Source organism: Dietzia sp. DQ11-71 (genome assembly GCF_014144995.1).
GTDB classification, from domain to species: Bacteria; Actinomycetota; Actinomycetes; order Mycobacteriales; family Mycobacteriaceae; genus Dietzia; species Dietzia kunjamensis.
On sequence record NZ_JAALDT010000090.1, the window covers coordinates 1 to 16594 of the forward strand.

Sequence of the window (16594 nt, forward strand, 5' to 3'; positions counted from 1 at the left end):
GGACCATCCCCGCTCGCGCGGGGAGCACGTGGTCGAGACCGAGACCCGCATCGGGGAGGTGGGACCATCCCCGCTCGCGCGGGGAGCACGCGGGGATCACTCCCTCGAACCTGTCGCGGACGGGACCATCCCCGCTCGCGCGGGGAGCACAACCAGCAGTCCCGCGCCGTCAGCGTGTCCGCGGGACCATCCCCGCTCGCGCGGGGAGCACCCGATCCGCTCGCATGACGTTGAGCACGCCATGGGACCATCCCCGCTCGCGCGGGGAGCACGGCGCGGACGGCCCGGTCGACCATCTCGCCCTTCGGACCATCCCGGCTCGCGCGGGGAGCACTCGCCGACGTGTCCGGCTTGTTCGGGGGTCCACGGACCATCCCCGCTCGCGCGGGGAGCACATCAATGTCACGTGACCACTCTGCGGCGAAGAAGGGACCATCCCCGCTCGCGCGGGGAGCACGTTGTCGTGGTCCCACAGCGCCCGTGCGGCTTGGGACCATCCCCGCTCGCGCGGGGAGCACCAGCCCGACCCGTGGGGCAGTGAACCCGCCGCGGGAACATCCCCGCTCGCGCGGGGAGCACATGGGCACGGTGAACACCTACCCCTGGGTGATGGGACCATCCCCGCTCGCGCGGGGAGCACAGGTTGGCGACGAAGGTGGTCTTGCCGGCCTTGGGACCATCCCCGCTCGCGCGGGGAGCACCGTTTGGCCCCGGACAGGTTTCCGCAGCCGTCGGGACCATCCCCGCTCGCGCGGGGAGCACTTCTGCTCGCCGTACTCCGTGACTTGTCCATAGGGACCATCCCCGCTCGCGCGGGGAGCACTCGCAGACGATCAACCGCAGGGCTGACCCGACGGGACCATCCCCGCTCGCGCGGGGAGCACATGGAAGCGGCCATCGCCGGGGAGCAGCGCGGCGGACCATCCCCGCTCGCGCGGGGAGCACACGCCGCCGCGGAAGCATCCCAGGCCGCGCACGGGACCATCCCCGCTCGCGCGGGGAGCACCAGGCGTGGGTGGCTTCCGTTGCCCCCCTGTCGGGACCATCCCCGCTCGCGCGGGGAGCACCGAACCACCGCCGTGCCCGGTCCATCGCCTACGGGACCATCCCCGCTCGCGCGGGGAGCACGCCGCCGCCTGGGCAGGCTTGAGCAGCCCGTCGGGACCATCCCCGCTCGCGCGGGGAGCACGGTGACGGTGTTGGCCTTACGGCGTGTGGCCGGGGACCATCCCCGCTCGCGCGGGGAGCACCAGCCCGCATGGCTCACGTGGACCCTCGGCGGGGGCCATCCCCGCTCGCGCGGGGAGCACCAGGACTTGTGCTCGAAGGATGCGGGTGGCGCGGGACCATCCCCGCTCGCGCGGGGAGCACACACCCAACCCCGTGGGTAGGCCGGTCGGGTCGGGACCATCCCCGCTCGCGCGGGGAGCACAGCTGCGCGATGACCTCGGAGGCGGTGTCGACGGGACCATCCCCGCTCGCGCGGGGAGCACCATACGCGCGCGGGTTGGGGTTGTAGTCCCCGTGGACCATCCCCGCTCGCGCGGGGAGCACGACCGCAACACACAGATCGCTGTCGCTGTCCTGGGACCATCCCCGCTCGCGCGGGGAGCACAAGGCTCGTCGGGGCCGGCTGCAGCTGATCCCGGGACCATCCCCGCTCGCGCGGGGAGCACGGGAAGCCGCGCTTTTCCAGAGCACGCGCCCACGGACCATCCCCGCTCGCGCGGGGAGCACATGATCACTGTGGCACTCATGACGTTCGGGCTGGGACCATCCCCGCTCGCGCGGGGAGCACTCGACCTCAGAGCCGACCTCGGGAACGGGCACGGGACCATCCCCGCTCGCGCGGGGAGCACTCGACGCGGCGGTGGCGGAGGCCATGCGCCGGGGGACCATCCCCGCTCGCGCGGGGAGCACGACCCGGGCTACTACGTGCAGGTGCGGTGGATGGGACCATCCCCGCTCGCGCGGGGAGCACCTGGAACGCATCATCGCGGGCCGACTGGCGAAGGGACCATCCCCGCTCGCGCGGGGAGCACCTCTGTCACGGCTACAACCTTGGTCGCCCGCAGGGACCATCCCCGCTCGCGCGGGGAGCACTTCTCTATCGGCACCTCCATCGGGAACGCCGACGGACCATCCCCGCTCGCGCGGGGAGCACCTCGGCATGAGCCGTCAGGCTGCCTGGGAACGGGGACCATCCCCGCTCGCGCGGGGAGCACATGGCGCCGAGGTCCAAGACCAACTACGCCCTGGGACCATCCCCGCTCGCGCGGGGAGCACTTCTTCTCGATGCTCCATGTACTGGATGCGGTGGGACCATCCCCGCTCGCGCGGGGAGCACAATGCGTTCGCGCAGGACCAGGTGCCGCCGTACGGACCATCCCCGCTCGCGCGGGGAGCACGGGGCCGAGAGGGGGGTAGTGCCCGCCACCAGGGGACCATCCCCGCTCGCGCGGGGAGCACCTGGCGATGGAAGCCGAGAAGCCGCTGACCGCGGGACCATCCCCGCTCGCGCGGGGAGCACATCCAGCTTGCCGGCGACCTCGCATCATCAACGGGACCATCCCCGCTCGCGCGGGGAGCACAGCGGCGTGAACAGCGCCATCGACATCTCTTCGGGACCATCCCCGCTCGCGCGGGGAGCACTCCAGCGGCCACGTGCCGTGCGCCTCGCCGTCGGGACCATCCCCGCTCGCGCGGGGAGCACGTCGCGTCTGCCACCCCAACACGTCCCGCAATAGGACCATCCCCGCTCGCGCGGGGAGCACACACCGAGTACGAGCCAGGCCAAGTGCTCCCCGGGACCATCCCCGCTCGCGCGGGGAGCACTCGAGGCATCGGCGGACGTGTTCGCGGGCTTCGGGACCATCCCCGCTCGCGCGGGGAGCACGCGCACTGCAAAGGCTACGTGCCCACGCCCACAGGACCATCCCCGCTCGCGCGGGGAGCACGCTACCTCCTACCGGGTTGCGTTCACCTACGAGGGACCATCCCCGCTCGCGCGGGGAGCACGTGGGGCGGCGGACGTTCATGGTGTCGCCAAGCGGACCATCCCCGCTCGCGCGGGGAGCACCGTGGGCGACCTGGCAGGAGATGACCCGCGACGGGACCATCCCCGCTCGCGCGGGGAGCACTGGCGGCGCATTGTCGGCGACCACGTCGTGTCGGGACCATCCCCGCTCGCGCGGGGAGCACGAGGTGCAGGGCCCGTGGGCGCTGCACGAGGCGGGACCATCCCCGCTCGCGCGGGGAGCACGGGTCTACTTCGACCCTGATGAGGCCACTGAGGGGACCATCCCCGCTCGCGCGGGGAGCACCCGATCATGATGTTGTCGGAACCGGTGGTGATGGGACCATCCCCGCTCGCGCGGGGAGCACATGCCGTTGAGTGAGGCGTATCCGGCGGCGGTGGGACCATCCCCGCTCGCGCGGGGAGCACTCGCCAAGGCCCTCGCCACCGTCACTGCCGAGGGGACCATCCCCGCTCGCGCGGGGAGCACACGGAGCCGGTGCGCCAGTAGCGGGTGGCGACGGGACCATCCCCGCTCGCGCGGGGAGCACAACGCCTTGGCCTGGAGGACCAGGTTGGCGTTGGGACCATCCCCGCTCGCGCGGGGAGCACAACTACGAACTGCAGCAGGCCATGCTGATGCTGGGACCATCCCCGCTCGCGCGGGGAGCACTCCGGTGGCGGCGGCAAGGGCGACCTCCGCTCGGGACCATCCCCGCTCGCGCGGGGAGCACATGACGACGGGCCTGGAGCTGCTCGACGGCGGGGGACCATCCCCGCTCGCGCGGGGAGCACCCGCTGACCGAGCGGGTCCCCAGCTTCAGCGAGGGACCATCCCCGCTCGCGCGGGGAGCACCAGGCCCGAGAGGTGGTCGCCGAAGTAGCCAAGGGACCATCCCCGCTCGCGCGGGGAGCACGATGCTCCGGTGCCGGATATTTCTGGTCTGTCGGGACCATCCCCGCTCGCGCGGGGAGCACTCCCAGCCGTTGAACTCCTGCTCGCCCTTCTCGGGACCATCCCCGCTCGCGCGGGGAGCACGCTTGCTGACCAGCCATCTTACAATCGACTAAGGCACTCTTCCATGACTTATGACAGGAGTGGCTGGGGTCGGACGGAGAAATGGCGCAGTACTCGGCCGAAGAACTAACTTGTACAAGGCTACTAATCGGGAGCGCCAGTATCTCGCGGCTCCTAGCGGCCGATCACTTCAGTAACGTCTGCGTCGACGCTGTGCAGCCGTGCTCCAGCCCTTGCGAACTCGTCCACGGGTGGTTTCGTTGTTGGTCGGACGACGGATCAGGGTGATGCCGTCGAGATCGACGGGCTCCCATTCGTGACGGTGAGTCTTGAATGTAAGCCGCTGTTCCCCGTCAGAATTGTGCACCATGATCGCCTTGCCGTCCTTCACGTACTCGACGATCTGGCTCCATAGTAGGTCCCGTACTCGAGCCGGAACGTGGCCGACGTAGACTCCGGCGCTGATCTCAAGCAGCCAGCGGGTAAGTTGTCCGCGGAGTTTCGCCGGACAACTGGTGAGGACAACCACTACCACGGCAGGTCCGCATCGGCGGATGAGAAATTGGTGCCGGCGACTACATTGTGGCCGTGGTCGTCCCAGAGCTCAATTACATCGGCGTAGTCGGCTTCCTCCACAGCATCCGTGTCTCCTGGGAGGAGGAGGGTGTAGATGTCACGAACACAACGTGTCAGGATGGCGCCGGATTTCACGGCATCTCGAACGGCTCTGCGGGTCATGGCTCCCACGTCGTCAGCTGGGAGGCGTTCCCGATTGATGATCTCAGCTACATCGAAGGCCACCGGAATGGTTATTTCGGCCTTGTACAAATCCGCGATGTCGTACACGAATGACCGGTCGTGGCCGGTGTGGACAAATCCAAGACCCGGACTGCAACCGAGGGCCACAACCACGGAATGGACAACACCGTACAGACATGTGTGCGCTGCTGAGAGCGCCTGGTTGATCACGTCGGAGGCTGTGAAATCCTTCGGGTCGTAGTCGCGACGCTTCCATTCGACCCCAGTCCGCGCTGAATGTGTACGGTACAGACTGCGGACTCGGGCTCCCTCACGTCCGCGAAGTTGCTGCATCGAACACGCTGACACGTCTTCATCGGGAAAGCGCATCTCGTACATCGCGCGGGCGACGGCGATGCGACCGCGAGTATTGGACACCGCGCGGGCTTGCGCGTCCAGCAGCCGGGAGGTCCGACCGAGTGGGCGCCCGTGTGCGTAATAGCGGACACCGCGCTCTCCGACCCATACCGCTGTTGAGCCGCTGTCAGCCATCAACAGCATCGCCTGGTGCGTCACCCTGGTCCCGGGGCCGAGCAACAGCGCGCCCAGAGAAGCTGCCGGTATATGTATCACGCCAGCGTCATCTGTTGCCGTGATCGCGCTGTCGTCACGTCCGATCGTCGCACGCTCGACATAGACGAACGAGAGCCGATCCTGGACGCGGACCAGTTCGCTAGGTCGCGTTGGGCGCACTCCGGGAATCTCGACCATGTCAGGACACCGGCAGTAATGTCAGCAGCCCGCAACCGTACCCTTTGGCGCGGCCGATTCCTTGCGTAAGTGCCTTGCGCAAACGTTCAGTGTCGTCGACCCGCAGTTGGCCCTCGAACACGGCCGATCGTAACGTGACGCGCTGAGATCCTCGCCGAAAGACGACTGTCTCACGGTCCCGTACCACCAGTTCAGGGTGGGTCCGGTCTTCGCTGTTCGACGAGTTCTCGATCACGCTGAACCCGTTGGACACAGTTCGATCGAGAAACCACTGCCTCTGATGACCGTCCGTCACGTGTCCTACGATCTGCTTCCGAACGCCTCCGTCGGCTGGCGTAGAGATCCGATGAGTCGGGTTGGCGGCGAGGCGGAAGATGTATTCTTGGTCTTCCGTGATCGACGCCAGGAACGACTTGTAGTCCCGGGTGGCCCAGGTAGCTCCCGTCGACCAGCCAGCTTGGTCGTTGATGTGCGCCAGGCACGGCTCGGCTGGGCTGACGACCAGGAGGTCGACGGCCTCGTCATGGCGATCGACCCGCCAGAGCACTCGTCCGGCTTCGGTGCTCGTAGGTGTGCCGGGAGAAAACGATGACATCACCGCAGCATGCATCGCGTGCCGGCTTCCGAGCAGCTTCATCGCTCCCCGACGACGCCGGTTCAATGAGATTTTTGACATGTACATTAGCTACCTCCAAGTGGAGCGAGCCAGTCGAGCCGCGCCGCCGGGCGCTCGGACGCAGGGTTGTGGACTGGGACCGTGTAGTGCACTACGTCCCGCCACTCGTACTGCCGATGAGCGGGGTCGAAGCTGATCGGAAAGTCGCGGACGGATTCCGCAATGGCCTCGCCGGGTTCGGCGTCACGCACGACCGGAAGCCCCACTGTGCTGCCCTGCATGCGACGATGACGGGTACTTGCCGTCCACTCGGCCTCGCTGAGAGCAACTTGCACCGTCGAGTCGACAATCCGCCCCCTGATCGGCCCGGCTGGAGGGAAGGAACGTCGACCGAGATACAGCGAGAAGGTCGGATTCCTCAAAGCGCTGACGAGAGCCTCCAGCAACACGGCGGGGCCCTCCACGGCGGCCACGAACTTTGCGTCGGCGAGGTAGTAGCGGTGAGTGAGCGCCTTGGACTTTCCTGTCCGCCAGTCGATTTCCGTCTGGAAATCCCGTTCAAGTCGACCGGGCTGGTCGGTCCTCACGCCGAAGCGGAGACGCGCGAGGTCCTCGATCGGATCGGTACGGCGACGGCCCATCGCCGCAGCGAGCAGACCTACCACGCCGCTCTTCGTCGGCTCAGGGCGGGTTTGCCGTTGGGTGAACCGGCTGGAGTCGCCCCACGCCTGCATGGGTGCTGCCAACTCGACCAGAAGCGTCCCGGTCACAGGGTCTCTCCAACGCGCGTCCGCACCTCGCCGCCGAGAGAGGTTACAAGGTCATCGAGCGATACGGTTTGAATCGCCTCGTCCAGGTCCACTGCATCGATCGTGGTTATCGCGTACGACGCGGCCGGTCTGGCGTCAAAGGCCGAGTAGACCCGGTCCGCTTCGTCGAGCAGTGCATTGACCGACCTTCTGGTCAGTCCGCCCGTAGGGGGGACAGCGTCTTCGAAGGCCGCGGCGAGATTGATCGGTTGGTCGGTACGTACCGTAGCCAGGACTAGCGACGGCAGCGTCTTGTTGGCGAACGTGTTGCGCTTGCCGGTCGGCATAGAGGTGATGAACGAACGGGCGAAGGCCTCGACGCCGCGAGCGACCGCCTCGACGTTGCCGAGGTTCTCCTGCAATCGTGCGACGTTGACCGTTGCGTACCTGTAGAGCGTCGCGGTGTTGAACTCGACAGTGCCGATCATGCCGGCGCCGGCGTTGTCCGCCGACTGCTTGTCATCGACGGCGGTGAAGTAGTCGAACTCGGGCACGACGGTATGCGTGCCGATCGCGTGGGCGACCTGGGCTGCGGCATCGACATTGTGGTCGGGTGCGTCCGCGATCATCCGACCGAACAGGGCGAGGTCGATCGAGTTGCCCCGCGACAGTAAGTCCTTAGCAGCCTTCTTCTCGATCTTGCCTTCGGTGGTCACGGCGAGTTCGGCGAGTGCGTCGATCTGCGGATTGCTGAGGAACAAAAGCGCGCCGGTCCGAGAGTACTCCTTCGGGTCTTCGTCGCTCTTCCGAGGCTTGACCTTCTCTACCTTGATCCCGGTGGCGGTGAGCACCTCAGCCGCGCGCTCCTGTGCGAAATCCTTACCGGACGGATCGAGAGCGCCGATCCGCGCAGCGATCTGGTCGACCATCCGTAGCGTCCGGATCCCGAGCTCGGACTCGTCCAGATGCTCGGTGAAGTCGTGGCGCACGGCGCGTTTCCAGGCTTGACTCGACACTCGTGCACGCCTGGTGCCTCCGAAGGTGGTGGTCTTGGGACTGCCGTCCTCGTCACGGTTGATGTTGGCGGGCGGGACGGAATGCACGACGTGAAAGTCGATGAACAGTGACATGCTTTCTCCTGGTGGCTGGCCTGCGTGGGTGAACGTGTGGGTGGATCAGTCGGTCGAGGTGGCCGACTCGCTGGCGGACCCTGTGGCCGACTCCTCGTCAGGTTTCGGAGCCCGGCTGAAGTCGCGGGACCACCGAAGCTGGACGCGCCTCCGGGCCTGGTCCGAACTCTCGCTGCGGCGGTGGTGTCCGCCGAGTACAGAGAGATCGTCGGCCAGGCGCCCGTAGTCGAGCCGGATATCATGCGCACGAAGTTGACCCACGAGGCTCCGGAGATGCCAGCGAGTCTCCGGTTCACTGTCCGCCGTGACCAGGGCATTGAATCGCCGGACGACCGGATCGCTGGCGTCCTCGCTGCCGCTGATCCGCGCCAGTCGACTCAGTGCAGTGCCGAGAGAAGGGCCCCCGTCTTCGTGCATCGGCTCGTTCTTTGACTGCTGGTGGAGTGCGAACAGGGTCAAGGTGAGGTACACGGCTTTCTCGTCGGCGCTCGGGTAGTCGCGGTCGTCCTCAGGTACGGGGTAGCCGAGAAAGGCGATCTGCCACGCGGAGGGATCCTCGCCGATCTCTGTCGCTGTTGCGCGGCGGAGGCGTGCCAGCGCGCCGACGGCGGCACCACGGTTATGTCTCACTCCCTCACAGAGGTCCGCAGCCCGTCGGTTTACGTGCTGGTTGACGGCTGATCGGTACCGCCGCTGAGACTCGGTCATCGCGTGTCGTCCTTCCGTTCGACGGGCAGGTGCCGCCTGAGGTTGAAGTAGAACCAGTCGGCTGCCGCGCCGGCGGACATCGCTCGCCCGTCGACCACCCTCACGCCACGGGATCGGGGGGGCGCGGAATCCAGGAGCTCAACTCCGAGATCCCGGATGGTCGAGTGCGCTTTCGCGAACCAGGCCTGGAGGAGATTCTCGGTATCGAAGTCACCGCCCACATGACTGATCCAGAAGCGGAAGTGTTGATCGAGGGCCGCGTAGGCGGTTGTTCGAGCCCGCGCTGCGGCGCCGGCGGGATCTCCCCCGTTGGCGACAGCGAGGTCCGAGGCGAGCCGGGCCAGCGCGGAGACTCCGTGATCGGACCGCTCGATCGCCTCGATAACGCCACGGTAGGCGGAGCTTTCGCCGTGCGCGATCGCCGGGTAGACGACCAGCCGGTCGGTAAATATTTCCGAGTAGACGGACATGTTGGAGCCGTACTCGACGCCCACGGACACCAGGGACACCCGCTGGTTCGGTAGCTGGCGGGACATGACCCGGGTGCCGAGACGGTTCACGATCTCGGACGGTAGGGACTCGACAATGCCCTTCTTGTTAACGCGAGGTTCCGGGGGCGGCAGCAGCGCGGAGAGACCACGCCACAGGGCTCTGCTGAAGTCGTGGGCACGGGGCATGTAAAGGGGAACCGCGGACACTTCCTTCTTGGTCTGAGGCTCGCTGTACCTCCAGGAAGTCATCGGCTCGATCGCGAGTTGGCGCGCCTTGGCTATCGGATCGCCGATGCAGATTAGAAGTCGAGTGACGCGATCACCCGAGGTGAAGAGGCGAATGTGGCGAATCGGCCAGGTGAACAGCCCTGCCGGACCGAATGGGCCGATCGCGCTGACCTGACGCGCTGCCGGAGTCAGGGGATCGAGTTCCCACAGCGCGTAGTCTTTTTCTGCCGTGTCGGGCTTCGGAACCCAGTTGTGCAACAGGGTTTCGCGGAAGTCGGCACCTTCCAGATAGAGGCCCCCGAGCCAGCCGGCCCAACCGACACCGATTGGGTACCCCCTGCCCCCCTTGGTGCGTGGATCGTCGACAGCACCCGTCTTGATGCCGTCGACATCGTAGGCCTGACAGTGCACCAGCCACCGTGCAGCCTCGGCGAACGACAGTTCGCCCACGTCCCGTCTCATAGTGAAGAGGCTGCCCGGCCCCGGTGCGTCAGGGACCAGAAGCGTTAGCGGGCGAGTAGCTCCAGACGTGCTCTCCAACCCTGCGACCTGCATGAACGGGTGGATTCTGTCGAACAGGTCGAATCTGTCGTGCCACCGATCGAGATAGTCACCGATCTGGTCGAGAGGCAGCGTTCCGGATTCCCAGATCTCGCCGAGATCGTCATCGTTCGGCACCGCGCGATACAGGACCGCGAGGATCAAGCGAAGAATCGCAAAATCCTGGGTTGGTAGCTCCCCGGCGATGCGACCGATTTCCGTGGAGCGGCGGAATACTTCGCGCAGAGAGACCGTCTCTGCGCGGCCATCGACTAGCCGCACCCGGATCCACGGCTCGTCGATGAGATTGAAGGACGCGTTCTCGACGACAGGCCGGTTCACTGCAGCTCCTTCTTGGTCACAACTAGGCCGAGCTGGGTGTCGTACTGGAAGTGGTGTCCTGCATGGAAGGCCGAACCATCTTCGCCGAGTACCAGTGGCAGCGTCCCGCGCAGCCAGCGCGAGTTCTGCCAGGTATCAATGCAGTTCTGTTCGAGCTCGTCGATGAGCTGGTCGCCGAGTCCACCAGTACCGAGATATCCGGGAAGCCGCAGGGTGTTGAGTGAGGCGGCGTAGGCGACGTCATCCTCGATGACCGTGGCCATGTCCACCTGCATTCCAGATAACGTGCCTGCCCACCTCGGGATTCGGTGTCGCCCGCCGACCCGCTCGACGACGACCACTTCGATCGAGTCCTCCGAGTCACGCACCTGCGCAATGCCCTGTTCTTCGGTAGAGCTCGGGGCCTCTACGTGCGCCCAGCCGACGAGTGGGCCTTTGGCCGGCGCGGGCACGCGGAATAGCGCTGCCTTGCTTCGCTTGTCGGCGCGGACCCGGTCGGCGATACGCTCCGCCTCGCTCCACTCGTTGGCCCACCCGTCCGGTGCCGATATCGACTCGTAGGCGCGAGTCACCAAGAGGGCGACGTCGTCGGGGCTCGTGATGCTGTCGTGTGACCTGTGGTGCTCGTCGAGGGTGGCTATACATCGCAAGAGAGGTGCCGCTCCGTAGACGGTCCGGCAGCCGCGATCGAGCACAGGTACTCCGTCGTCGTCGCGGTCGAACCCAGTCAGGATCAGGCGAGCCGAGCGGTGCGCTGACGGTCGCCCGGGGTTCTTCCACTCGTGGCGGTGAAGTCGTCCAGCGCGCTGGATGATGAGGTCGATGGGCGCGATATCGGTGAACATCAAGTCGAAGTCGACGTCGAGTGATTGTTCGATGACCTGCGTCGCGATGACGATAAGCGGGCGGGGACCGGTCGGGGCACCGGGGCCGAGCCGTTCGCGCAGTTCGACCTCCTTGGCGAGTCGGTCGGGAGTGAGGAATCGAGAGTGCAGAAGTCGGAGCTCGACGTCGCCGGACGCATCGCTCGAAAGCGCTGTGAACACCTCCTGAGCGCGGTGCACGGTGTCGCAGACCACAGCGATGCTGCCGCCGTGCTTCGATTCGGTGATGACCCGCCGCGCGATATCGGCAGTGGTTCCGGCGTACTCCTCGATCGTCATGACTGATCGTCGCGCCGAGGGCTCGAGACGGATCGTCTCGGAACCGTCCGGACACGTCGCGGTGATCCGCGGGTAGGTGATCTCCTCGTCCGGGTCGGCACGCGGTGTCCGGCGTCCCAGCCCTTCGTTGTACGCGGCGACGAGTTCTCTCCGGACAGAAGGAGGAAGTGTTGCAGACATCGCGATCACGGGCACGCCGTAGGCGGCAAGCCACGTCAGAATCCTGCACAGGTATTGCCGCATGTACTCGTCAGCCGCATGGATTTCGTCGAGCACCACGACTTTTCCGCTCAAGCCGAGGTGTCGCAAGGCGACGTGCTTGGAACAGAGGGCGCCCAGGAGGATCTGATCGATGGTGCCGACGACGAAGTCGGACATCGTAGCGAGTTTGCTGCGGCCGGTCAGGAAACGGTGGGCGATGACGGACCCGTGCTCGAAGGCCCCGCTGGCCGGGTCGGAGTCGAAGATGGGGGACATCCGCGGGATATCCCGATAATCCGTATTGAATGCAGACTTGCCATGTGCGAGCCCGATGGACAGGGTCTGCGAGCCCTGGATCGCGCTGATCCACTCCTGTACCGGTCCGAAGATCCCATCTGCGGTCGCCTGAGTGGGCAGTGCGAATATCGCACCGCCGAGGCCGAACCGCGCGGCGAGGACCTCGCTCGCGCCGAAGGCTGCTTTCGTCTTGCCCTCACCGGTCGGTGCTTCGAGGATGAGTAGCTCAGGTCGCTTGACCTCGTGTGCCAGTGCGACGATGCCCGTTTGAACCGGTCGGGGATTATCGAGCCCAAGATGGGCGGCGAACAGGCTCCCGTCACCGGGTATGTCGGATACCCAGGGCAGGGGCAGTCCGAGGCGCAGCATGGCGGCCTCGGCGGCTCCTGGATGCCGCGGAGCTGTCGTCAGGGCGAACAGTTCCTGGTTGGATGCGATCCAGTCGGCGAGAATCGTCAGTCCTGCAGCAATGAGCGCCGCAGGTTGACCCGGACGAACGGTCGAGAGTCGCTGTAGATCTGCCGGGGAGAGGTGGGCGTTCGCTGCGGCGAAGTCCGCCAATTCGAACTGCACGCGCGACCAGTCTGTGCCAGTGCCGAGGAGTGCTGGGTCGCCTTCGTACTCTCGGGGCGGCGGACGGAACGACCCGTGGTGTCCGAGCGGGATCGAGGCGTAGACCGGCGAGAGTCTCGGGGGGAAGCCGTGCCTGGCTTCCAGCCACTCACACAAGATTAGGAACGTCGCCATCGAATGTGGCAGCTTCGAGCGATTCCGATGGACGGCGGGGTGAAACTCCAATTCAGCGTCGGAGATCCTGTCGCGGAGACCGTCAACTTGGACAGCGAAGGCCGGGGAGGCTTTTCCAAGGTCGTGTGCTGCTGCAAGCCAGATGACCGTCTTCCTGGCGAGCCCCGAATCGCCGTCCAGTGCCGAGATGAGTACCTGTTTGGTCGCTTGCGGCAGGAACTGGTCCCAAAGGTGTTCGGCGACCGCCGCGGTGTCGGTTATGTGCTGGTAGAGAGGCATCCACTCGGCACCGTCCTTGTAGTCGGACTTGGCCCACTGCGCGCGGGCTGATGGCGAGAGTTCGTCGATGGACGGCGAACTGTCGTACCCGTGTGGTGTGGTGTGAGCCATAAACATTAGAGTAGATCAATTAACCGAAGAAACCAATATCTAATTCAGACATTTGCTTAGTGCACGTTGACGAGGCCGGACCGCACTGCAATCCGTCCTTTCCAGCCCCGCGTGAGCAGGGAGCACGTATCCAGGAGGCTGGTCAGAGACCAACATCTACGGATCATCCCGACGGGCGGGAAGCCGTCTCGTTGAGTAGGGGACGGCTGAGGAGAGGGTAACCTGCTCGCATTCTGCTGTTCTCGCGGCTGGGTGGGTGAGGGGGGTCGAATGGTGGGTAGGTGCCTTTCTTGGTGACGACCGCCGCCGGGGAATATCAGTCGTAGGCTGCGACGGTGCCTGAGAAGACGATCGACCTCCCCGACCTGACCGGACAGACCTGGCTCGTCACCGGCGCGACGAGTGGGGTCGGGTTGGAGACGGCCAGGGCGGCGTCCCGGGCAGGAGCGCGGGTGATCCTCGCCGTCCGTGACACCGAGCGCGGGCGGCAGGTGGCGGCGCAGTTGCCCGGTGAAACCCGGGTGGTGGAGGTCGACCTCGCCTCGCTCGAGAGCGTCCGCCGGGCGGCGGGCGAGCTGACCGGCGTCGGTGGCGGCGACGCGGAAGAGCGGGTCGGCGGGCAGATCGGCGGGCAGATCGGCAGGGTGGCCGGCGAGAAAGCCGACGGGGAGGTCGAACAGATCGACGTGCTGGTCAACAACGCCGGCGCCATCACCCCACGCCGGTGCGAGACCGCCGACGGGTTCGAGATGCTCCTCGGCGTCAACGTGCTGGGCCCGTTCCTGCTGACGAACCTGCTGTTGCCGCTGGTGCGGCGACGGGTGGTGATCGTCGCGTCCAACGCCCACAAGAGTGGATCCTTCGATGTCGATGACCCGCATTTTCGCCGTCGACGGTGGACCCCCGCCGCGGCCTACGCCCAGTCCAAGCTCGGCGACATGCTGTGGGGCCTGGCGCTGGACCAGCGGCTGCGGGACGGGAGGGCCGAGGCGGCGGCGGTGGGGGTGGACGTGCAGCTCACCCACCCCGGCTGGGCGGCCACGGGGATCTCCGATGCCACCGGCAACGCGGCGATCGACCGGGTGGTGACCGGTGTGTGTTCGCTCTTCGCCCAGCCCGCCGCGCAGGCCGCGCTCACGACGATGTTCGCCGCGACCCGTCCGCTGCCGCCGTGCAGCTACACAGGGCCGGACGCGATGCAGCACCTGCGGGGGATGCCGACGCTCATCGGACGCAGCGCCGAGGCATCGGACCCGGCGATCGCGGAGCGCTTCTGGGAGTTCGCCGCGGCGGAGACGGCGACGGACTGAGGCCGCCGCGGGCAGGCCGCGGGCTCGCGTGAGGGTTAGTGCAACCGAGGGGTTGCACTACGGCTGCGCCCGTGCCATGGTGGAGCCACAGGTGCACCCCGCGACCCAGCATCCACCGAGCGGAACGCACCGCGAGGGAGGGAAGTCCCATGAGCGAGAACCGAACGGCCGGAACCGGACCCGATACGACCACCGACGACGTGCCGGACGAGATCGTCCGCAGCATCCGCATCGACGCCGAGGCGCAGACCGTGTGGGGCATCATCTCGGAACCGGGATGGTTCATCAACGACGGCGAGTGGACCGAGCACGAGATCACCACCGAGGGTGACGTCTCGCGGGTGGTGGACCCGGTGCACGGCGAGTTCAGCATCCGCACCGTCGAGTTGGACCCGCCCCGCCGTGCGATGTTCCGCTGGCTGGGCGGGCAGGTCGGCAGCGTCGACGAGTTCCCGTCCAACACGATCGAGTTCACCGTCGAGCCGCAGGGTTCCGGCGTGGTGCTCACGGTGCGGGAGACCGGATTCGCCGGCCTGAGCAGCGACGCGGTGGTGCGCCGCCAGCGGTTCGAGGAGAACTCCGCCGGGTGGGAGACCGAACTCGACCTCGCCCGGCGCCGGGCGGAGGATCAGGCGTGAGCGACGCCCCCACCGACTCCCGCGCGGCCGAGGGGGAGGGGCTGTCGGACCTGCTCGCGCCCGAGGCGGACGGCGTCTTCGCCGCTCTCGCCGACCGGACCCGCCGCCGCATCCTCGTCCGTCTGGCCGATCGGCCGGACGACGCCGGCGCGGTGGCCGCCGACCTCGGGATCAGCAGGCAGGCGGTGGCCAAACACCTGCGGATGCTGGTGGACTCCGGGCTCGTCACCGCGAGCCCACAGCAGCGACGGCAGGTCCACGCGGTCCGGCCCGATCGGATCTGGGAGATCTCCGATCTGCTCGGCGCGGTGTCCCGGGGCTGGGATCGGAGGCTCGCCCTGGTCAAAGATCATGCCGAGCGCGCCGAACACGCCGAACACTCCCGGCGCGCAGAGTGACCGCAGGTCAGGTGAGGTGGTCGAACTCGCCGTCGACCCAGGCGGCGTAGCGCTCCGCCGAGCGCTGGACGGCACCGCGGGCGTCCCGCGGCACGCAGCCGCCGAAGTTGCTGTAGATGCGGTCGAAGTCGTAATGCGAGACGTGGTCGGCGATCCGGCGGACGACGGCGCCGGACAGCGGCATCCAGTTGGGGAACGAGCGCATGAAGGTCACCCACCCCGGATCCGCGACCGAACCGATCGTGTCACCGGTGAACAACACGCCGCGACCGTCGGAGGAGGTCCAGTGCACCACCACACTGCCCGGGAAATGCCCGCCGGGCTGGGACGCGCGCACGCCCGGCACGATCTCGATCTCGCCGCCGTCCGCCGGGTCCGCGGTGTGGCCCCCGCCCCACACCACCGTGTTGCCCGGCCGCAGGCCCAGCCACTGCTCGTCCGGCGCGGAGACGTAGACCGGGCAGTCGTCGAACGCCGCCGACCAGAGCGACTGCACCCCGTACATGTGCGGATGCGAGGCGATGATCGCGGCGAGGCCGCCCCACCCGCGCACCGCGGCGACCGCCTCGTCGCTGATGTAGTTCGGCGCCTCCACCAGCACATTGCCGTGCTCGGTGCGGATGAGCGCCGGCTTCTGCCCGATGCCGGGGCAGTTGACCTGCACGAGGTTGAGGACGTCGGTCTCACGCTCGGCGAACTCGATCGACGCGCCCCGGGCTCGGGACTCCTCCGGGTCGGTCCACCGCTGCCCACCGGACGGCACGTACTGGCGCTCGTCCGCGCAGATCGGGCACACCTCCGGTAGCGGCTCCGCGCGCTCGACCCCACAGGTCGCGCACTGGGTCACCGAGCCCACGGGTGCGCCGCCCGCGTCCGCACCGCGGCCGGGGCTCACGGCATGTCCCCCTCGATGTCGACGGCATGCCAGTCGTCGCCAATCTGCAGCTCGAGCGACCCGTCGACGGGGAGCTTCTCGGACTGGCTGGAGACTGCGGACTCAAGTGCCTCCTGGGCGTTGTCGAAGTCGCCGAGGTCGATCGTCTGGTCGGGGGTGTGGAGGCGGTAGTGGGGCATGCCACGATTGTTCCTGCCGTACGCCCGGG

At 67.2% G+C, this 16594-nt stretch carries 13 protein-coding genes and 1 CRISPR repeat array; of the genes, 3 read left to right on the forward strand and 10 right to left on the reverse strand.

Going from position 1 to position 16594, the window contains the following annotated elements; translation table 11 throughout:
* The first annotated feature begins 60 nt into the window (after window positions 1-60).
* Window positions 61-4055: direct repeats of the CRISPR family, unit length 29 nt; unit sequence GGGACCATCCCCGCTCGCGCGGGGAGCAC.
* A gap of 169 nt (window positions 4056-4224) precedes the next feature.
* The 8 genes from cas2e to cas3 all read right to left on the reverse strand — a co-directional run bounded on the left by cas2e (window position 4225) and on the right by cas3 (window position 13145).
* The gene (cas2e, locus tag G6023_RS03655) at window positions 4225-4569 is read right to left on the reverse strand and encodes a type I-E CRISPR-associated endoribonuclease Cas2e (protein ID WP_163376996.1); all 345 of its coding nucleotides are present in this window, start codon (window positions 4567-4569) and stop codon (window positions 4225-4227) included.
* Window positions 4563-5543 (reverse strand): type I-E CRISPR-associated endonuclease Cas1e, encoded by a 981-nt coding sequence (gene cas1e, locus G6023_RS03660; RefSeq protein ID WP_182634110.1) that lies wholly within the window; start codon window positions 5541-5543, stop codon window positions 4563-4565. The genes cas2e and cas1e overlap by 7 nt, the downstream gene beginning before the upstream one ends.
* 1 nt (window position 5544) lies before the next feature.
* Window positions 5545-6225, reverse strand: a complete 681-nt coding sequence (cas6e, locus tag G6023_RS03665; RefSeq protein ID WP_182634111.1) for a type I-E CRISPR-associated protein Cas6/Cse3/CasE — start codon at window positions 6223-6225, stop codon at window positions 5545-5547.
* On the reverse strand, window positions 6225-6929 hold the full coding sequence (gene cas5e / locus G6023_RS03670) for a type I-E CRISPR-associated protein Cas5/CasD (protein ID WP_182634112.1): 705 nt from the start codon (window positions 6927-6929) through the stop codon (window positions 6225-6227). The genes cas6e and cas5e overlap by 1 nt, the downstream gene beginning before the upstream one ends.
* Window positions 6926-8038 carry a type I-E CRISPR-associated protein Cas7/Cse4/CasC gene (cas7e, locus tag G6023_RS03675; protein ID WP_182634113.1) on the reverse strand — a complete coding sequence of 371 codons (1113 nt, stop codon included), beginning with the start codon at window positions 8036-8038 and terminating at the stop codon, window positions 6926-6928. The genes cas5e and cas7e overlap by 4 nt, the downstream gene beginning before the upstream one ends.
* 45 nt (window positions 8039-8083) lie before the next feature.
* Window positions 8084-8668 carry a type I-E CRISPR-associated protein Cse2/CasB gene (gene casB, locus G6023_RS03680; RefSeq protein WP_163376991.1) on the reverse strand — a complete coding sequence of 195 codons (585 nt, stop codon included), beginning with the start codon at window positions 8666-8668 and terminating at the stop codon, window positions 8084-8086.
* Window positions 8669-8742: 74 nt separating this feature from the next.
* A complete protein-coding gene (gene casA, locus G6023_RS03685; RefSeq protein WP_182634114.1) occupies window positions 8743-10347 on the reverse strand; it encodes a type I-E CRISPR-associated protein Cse1/CasA in 1605 nt (534 codons plus the stop codon).
* Window positions 10344-13145, reverse strand: a complete 2802-nt coding sequence (cas3, locus tag G6023_RS03690) for a CRISPR-associated helicase Cas3' (RefSeq protein WP_182634115.1) — start codon at window positions 13143-13145, stop codon at window positions 10344-10346. Before cas3 ends, casA begins: the two co-directional genes overlap by 4 nt.
* A 335-nt stretch (window positions 13146-13480) precedes the next feature.
* Here cas3 and G6023_RS03695 point away from each other — a divergent pair, with 335 nt between their 5' ends.
* From G6023_RS03695 to G6023_RS03705, 3 genes are all read left to right on the forward strand, one after another.
* Window positions 13481-14455 carry an SDR family NAD(P)-dependent oxidoreductase gene (locus G6023_RS03695; RefSeq protein WP_182634116.1) on the forward strand — a complete coding sequence of 325 codons (975 nt, stop codon included), beginning with the start codon at window positions 13481-13483 and terminating at the stop codon, window positions 14453-14455.
* A gap of 149 nt (window positions 14456-14604) precedes the next feature.
* Window positions 14605-15093 carry an SRPBCC domain-containing protein gene (locus G6023_RS03700; RefSeq protein WP_182634117.1) on the forward strand — a complete coding sequence of 163 codons (489 nt, stop codon included), beginning with the start codon at window positions 14605-14607 and terminating at the stop codon, window positions 15091-15093.
* Window positions 15090-15491 carry an ArsR/SmtB family transcription factor gene (locus tag G6023_RS03705; protein ID WP_347570712.1) on the forward strand — a complete coding sequence of 134 codons (402 nt, stop codon included), beginning with the start codon at window positions 15090-15092 and terminating at the stop codon, window positions 15489-15491. The genes G6023_RS03700 and G6023_RS03705 overlap by 4 nt, the downstream gene beginning before the upstream one ends.
* A gap of 7 nt (window positions 15492-15498) precedes the next feature.
* Here G6023_RS03705 and G6023_RS03710 read toward each other — a convergent pair whose 3' ends face one another.
* Together G6023_RS03710 and G6023_RS03715 are read right to left on the reverse strand one after the other, a co-directional pair.
* Window positions 15499-16386, reverse strand: a complete 888-nt coding sequence (locus G6023_RS03710) for an MBL fold metallo-hydrolase (RefSeq protein WP_182634118.1) — start codon at window positions 16384-16386, stop codon at window positions 15499-15501.
* Window positions 16383-16594: hypothetical protein (locus G6023_RS03715; protein ID WP_241727661.1), on the reverse strand; the 212-nt coding region annotated here is incomplete at its 5' end. The genes G6023_RS03710 and G6023_RS03715, both read right to left, overlap by 4 nt.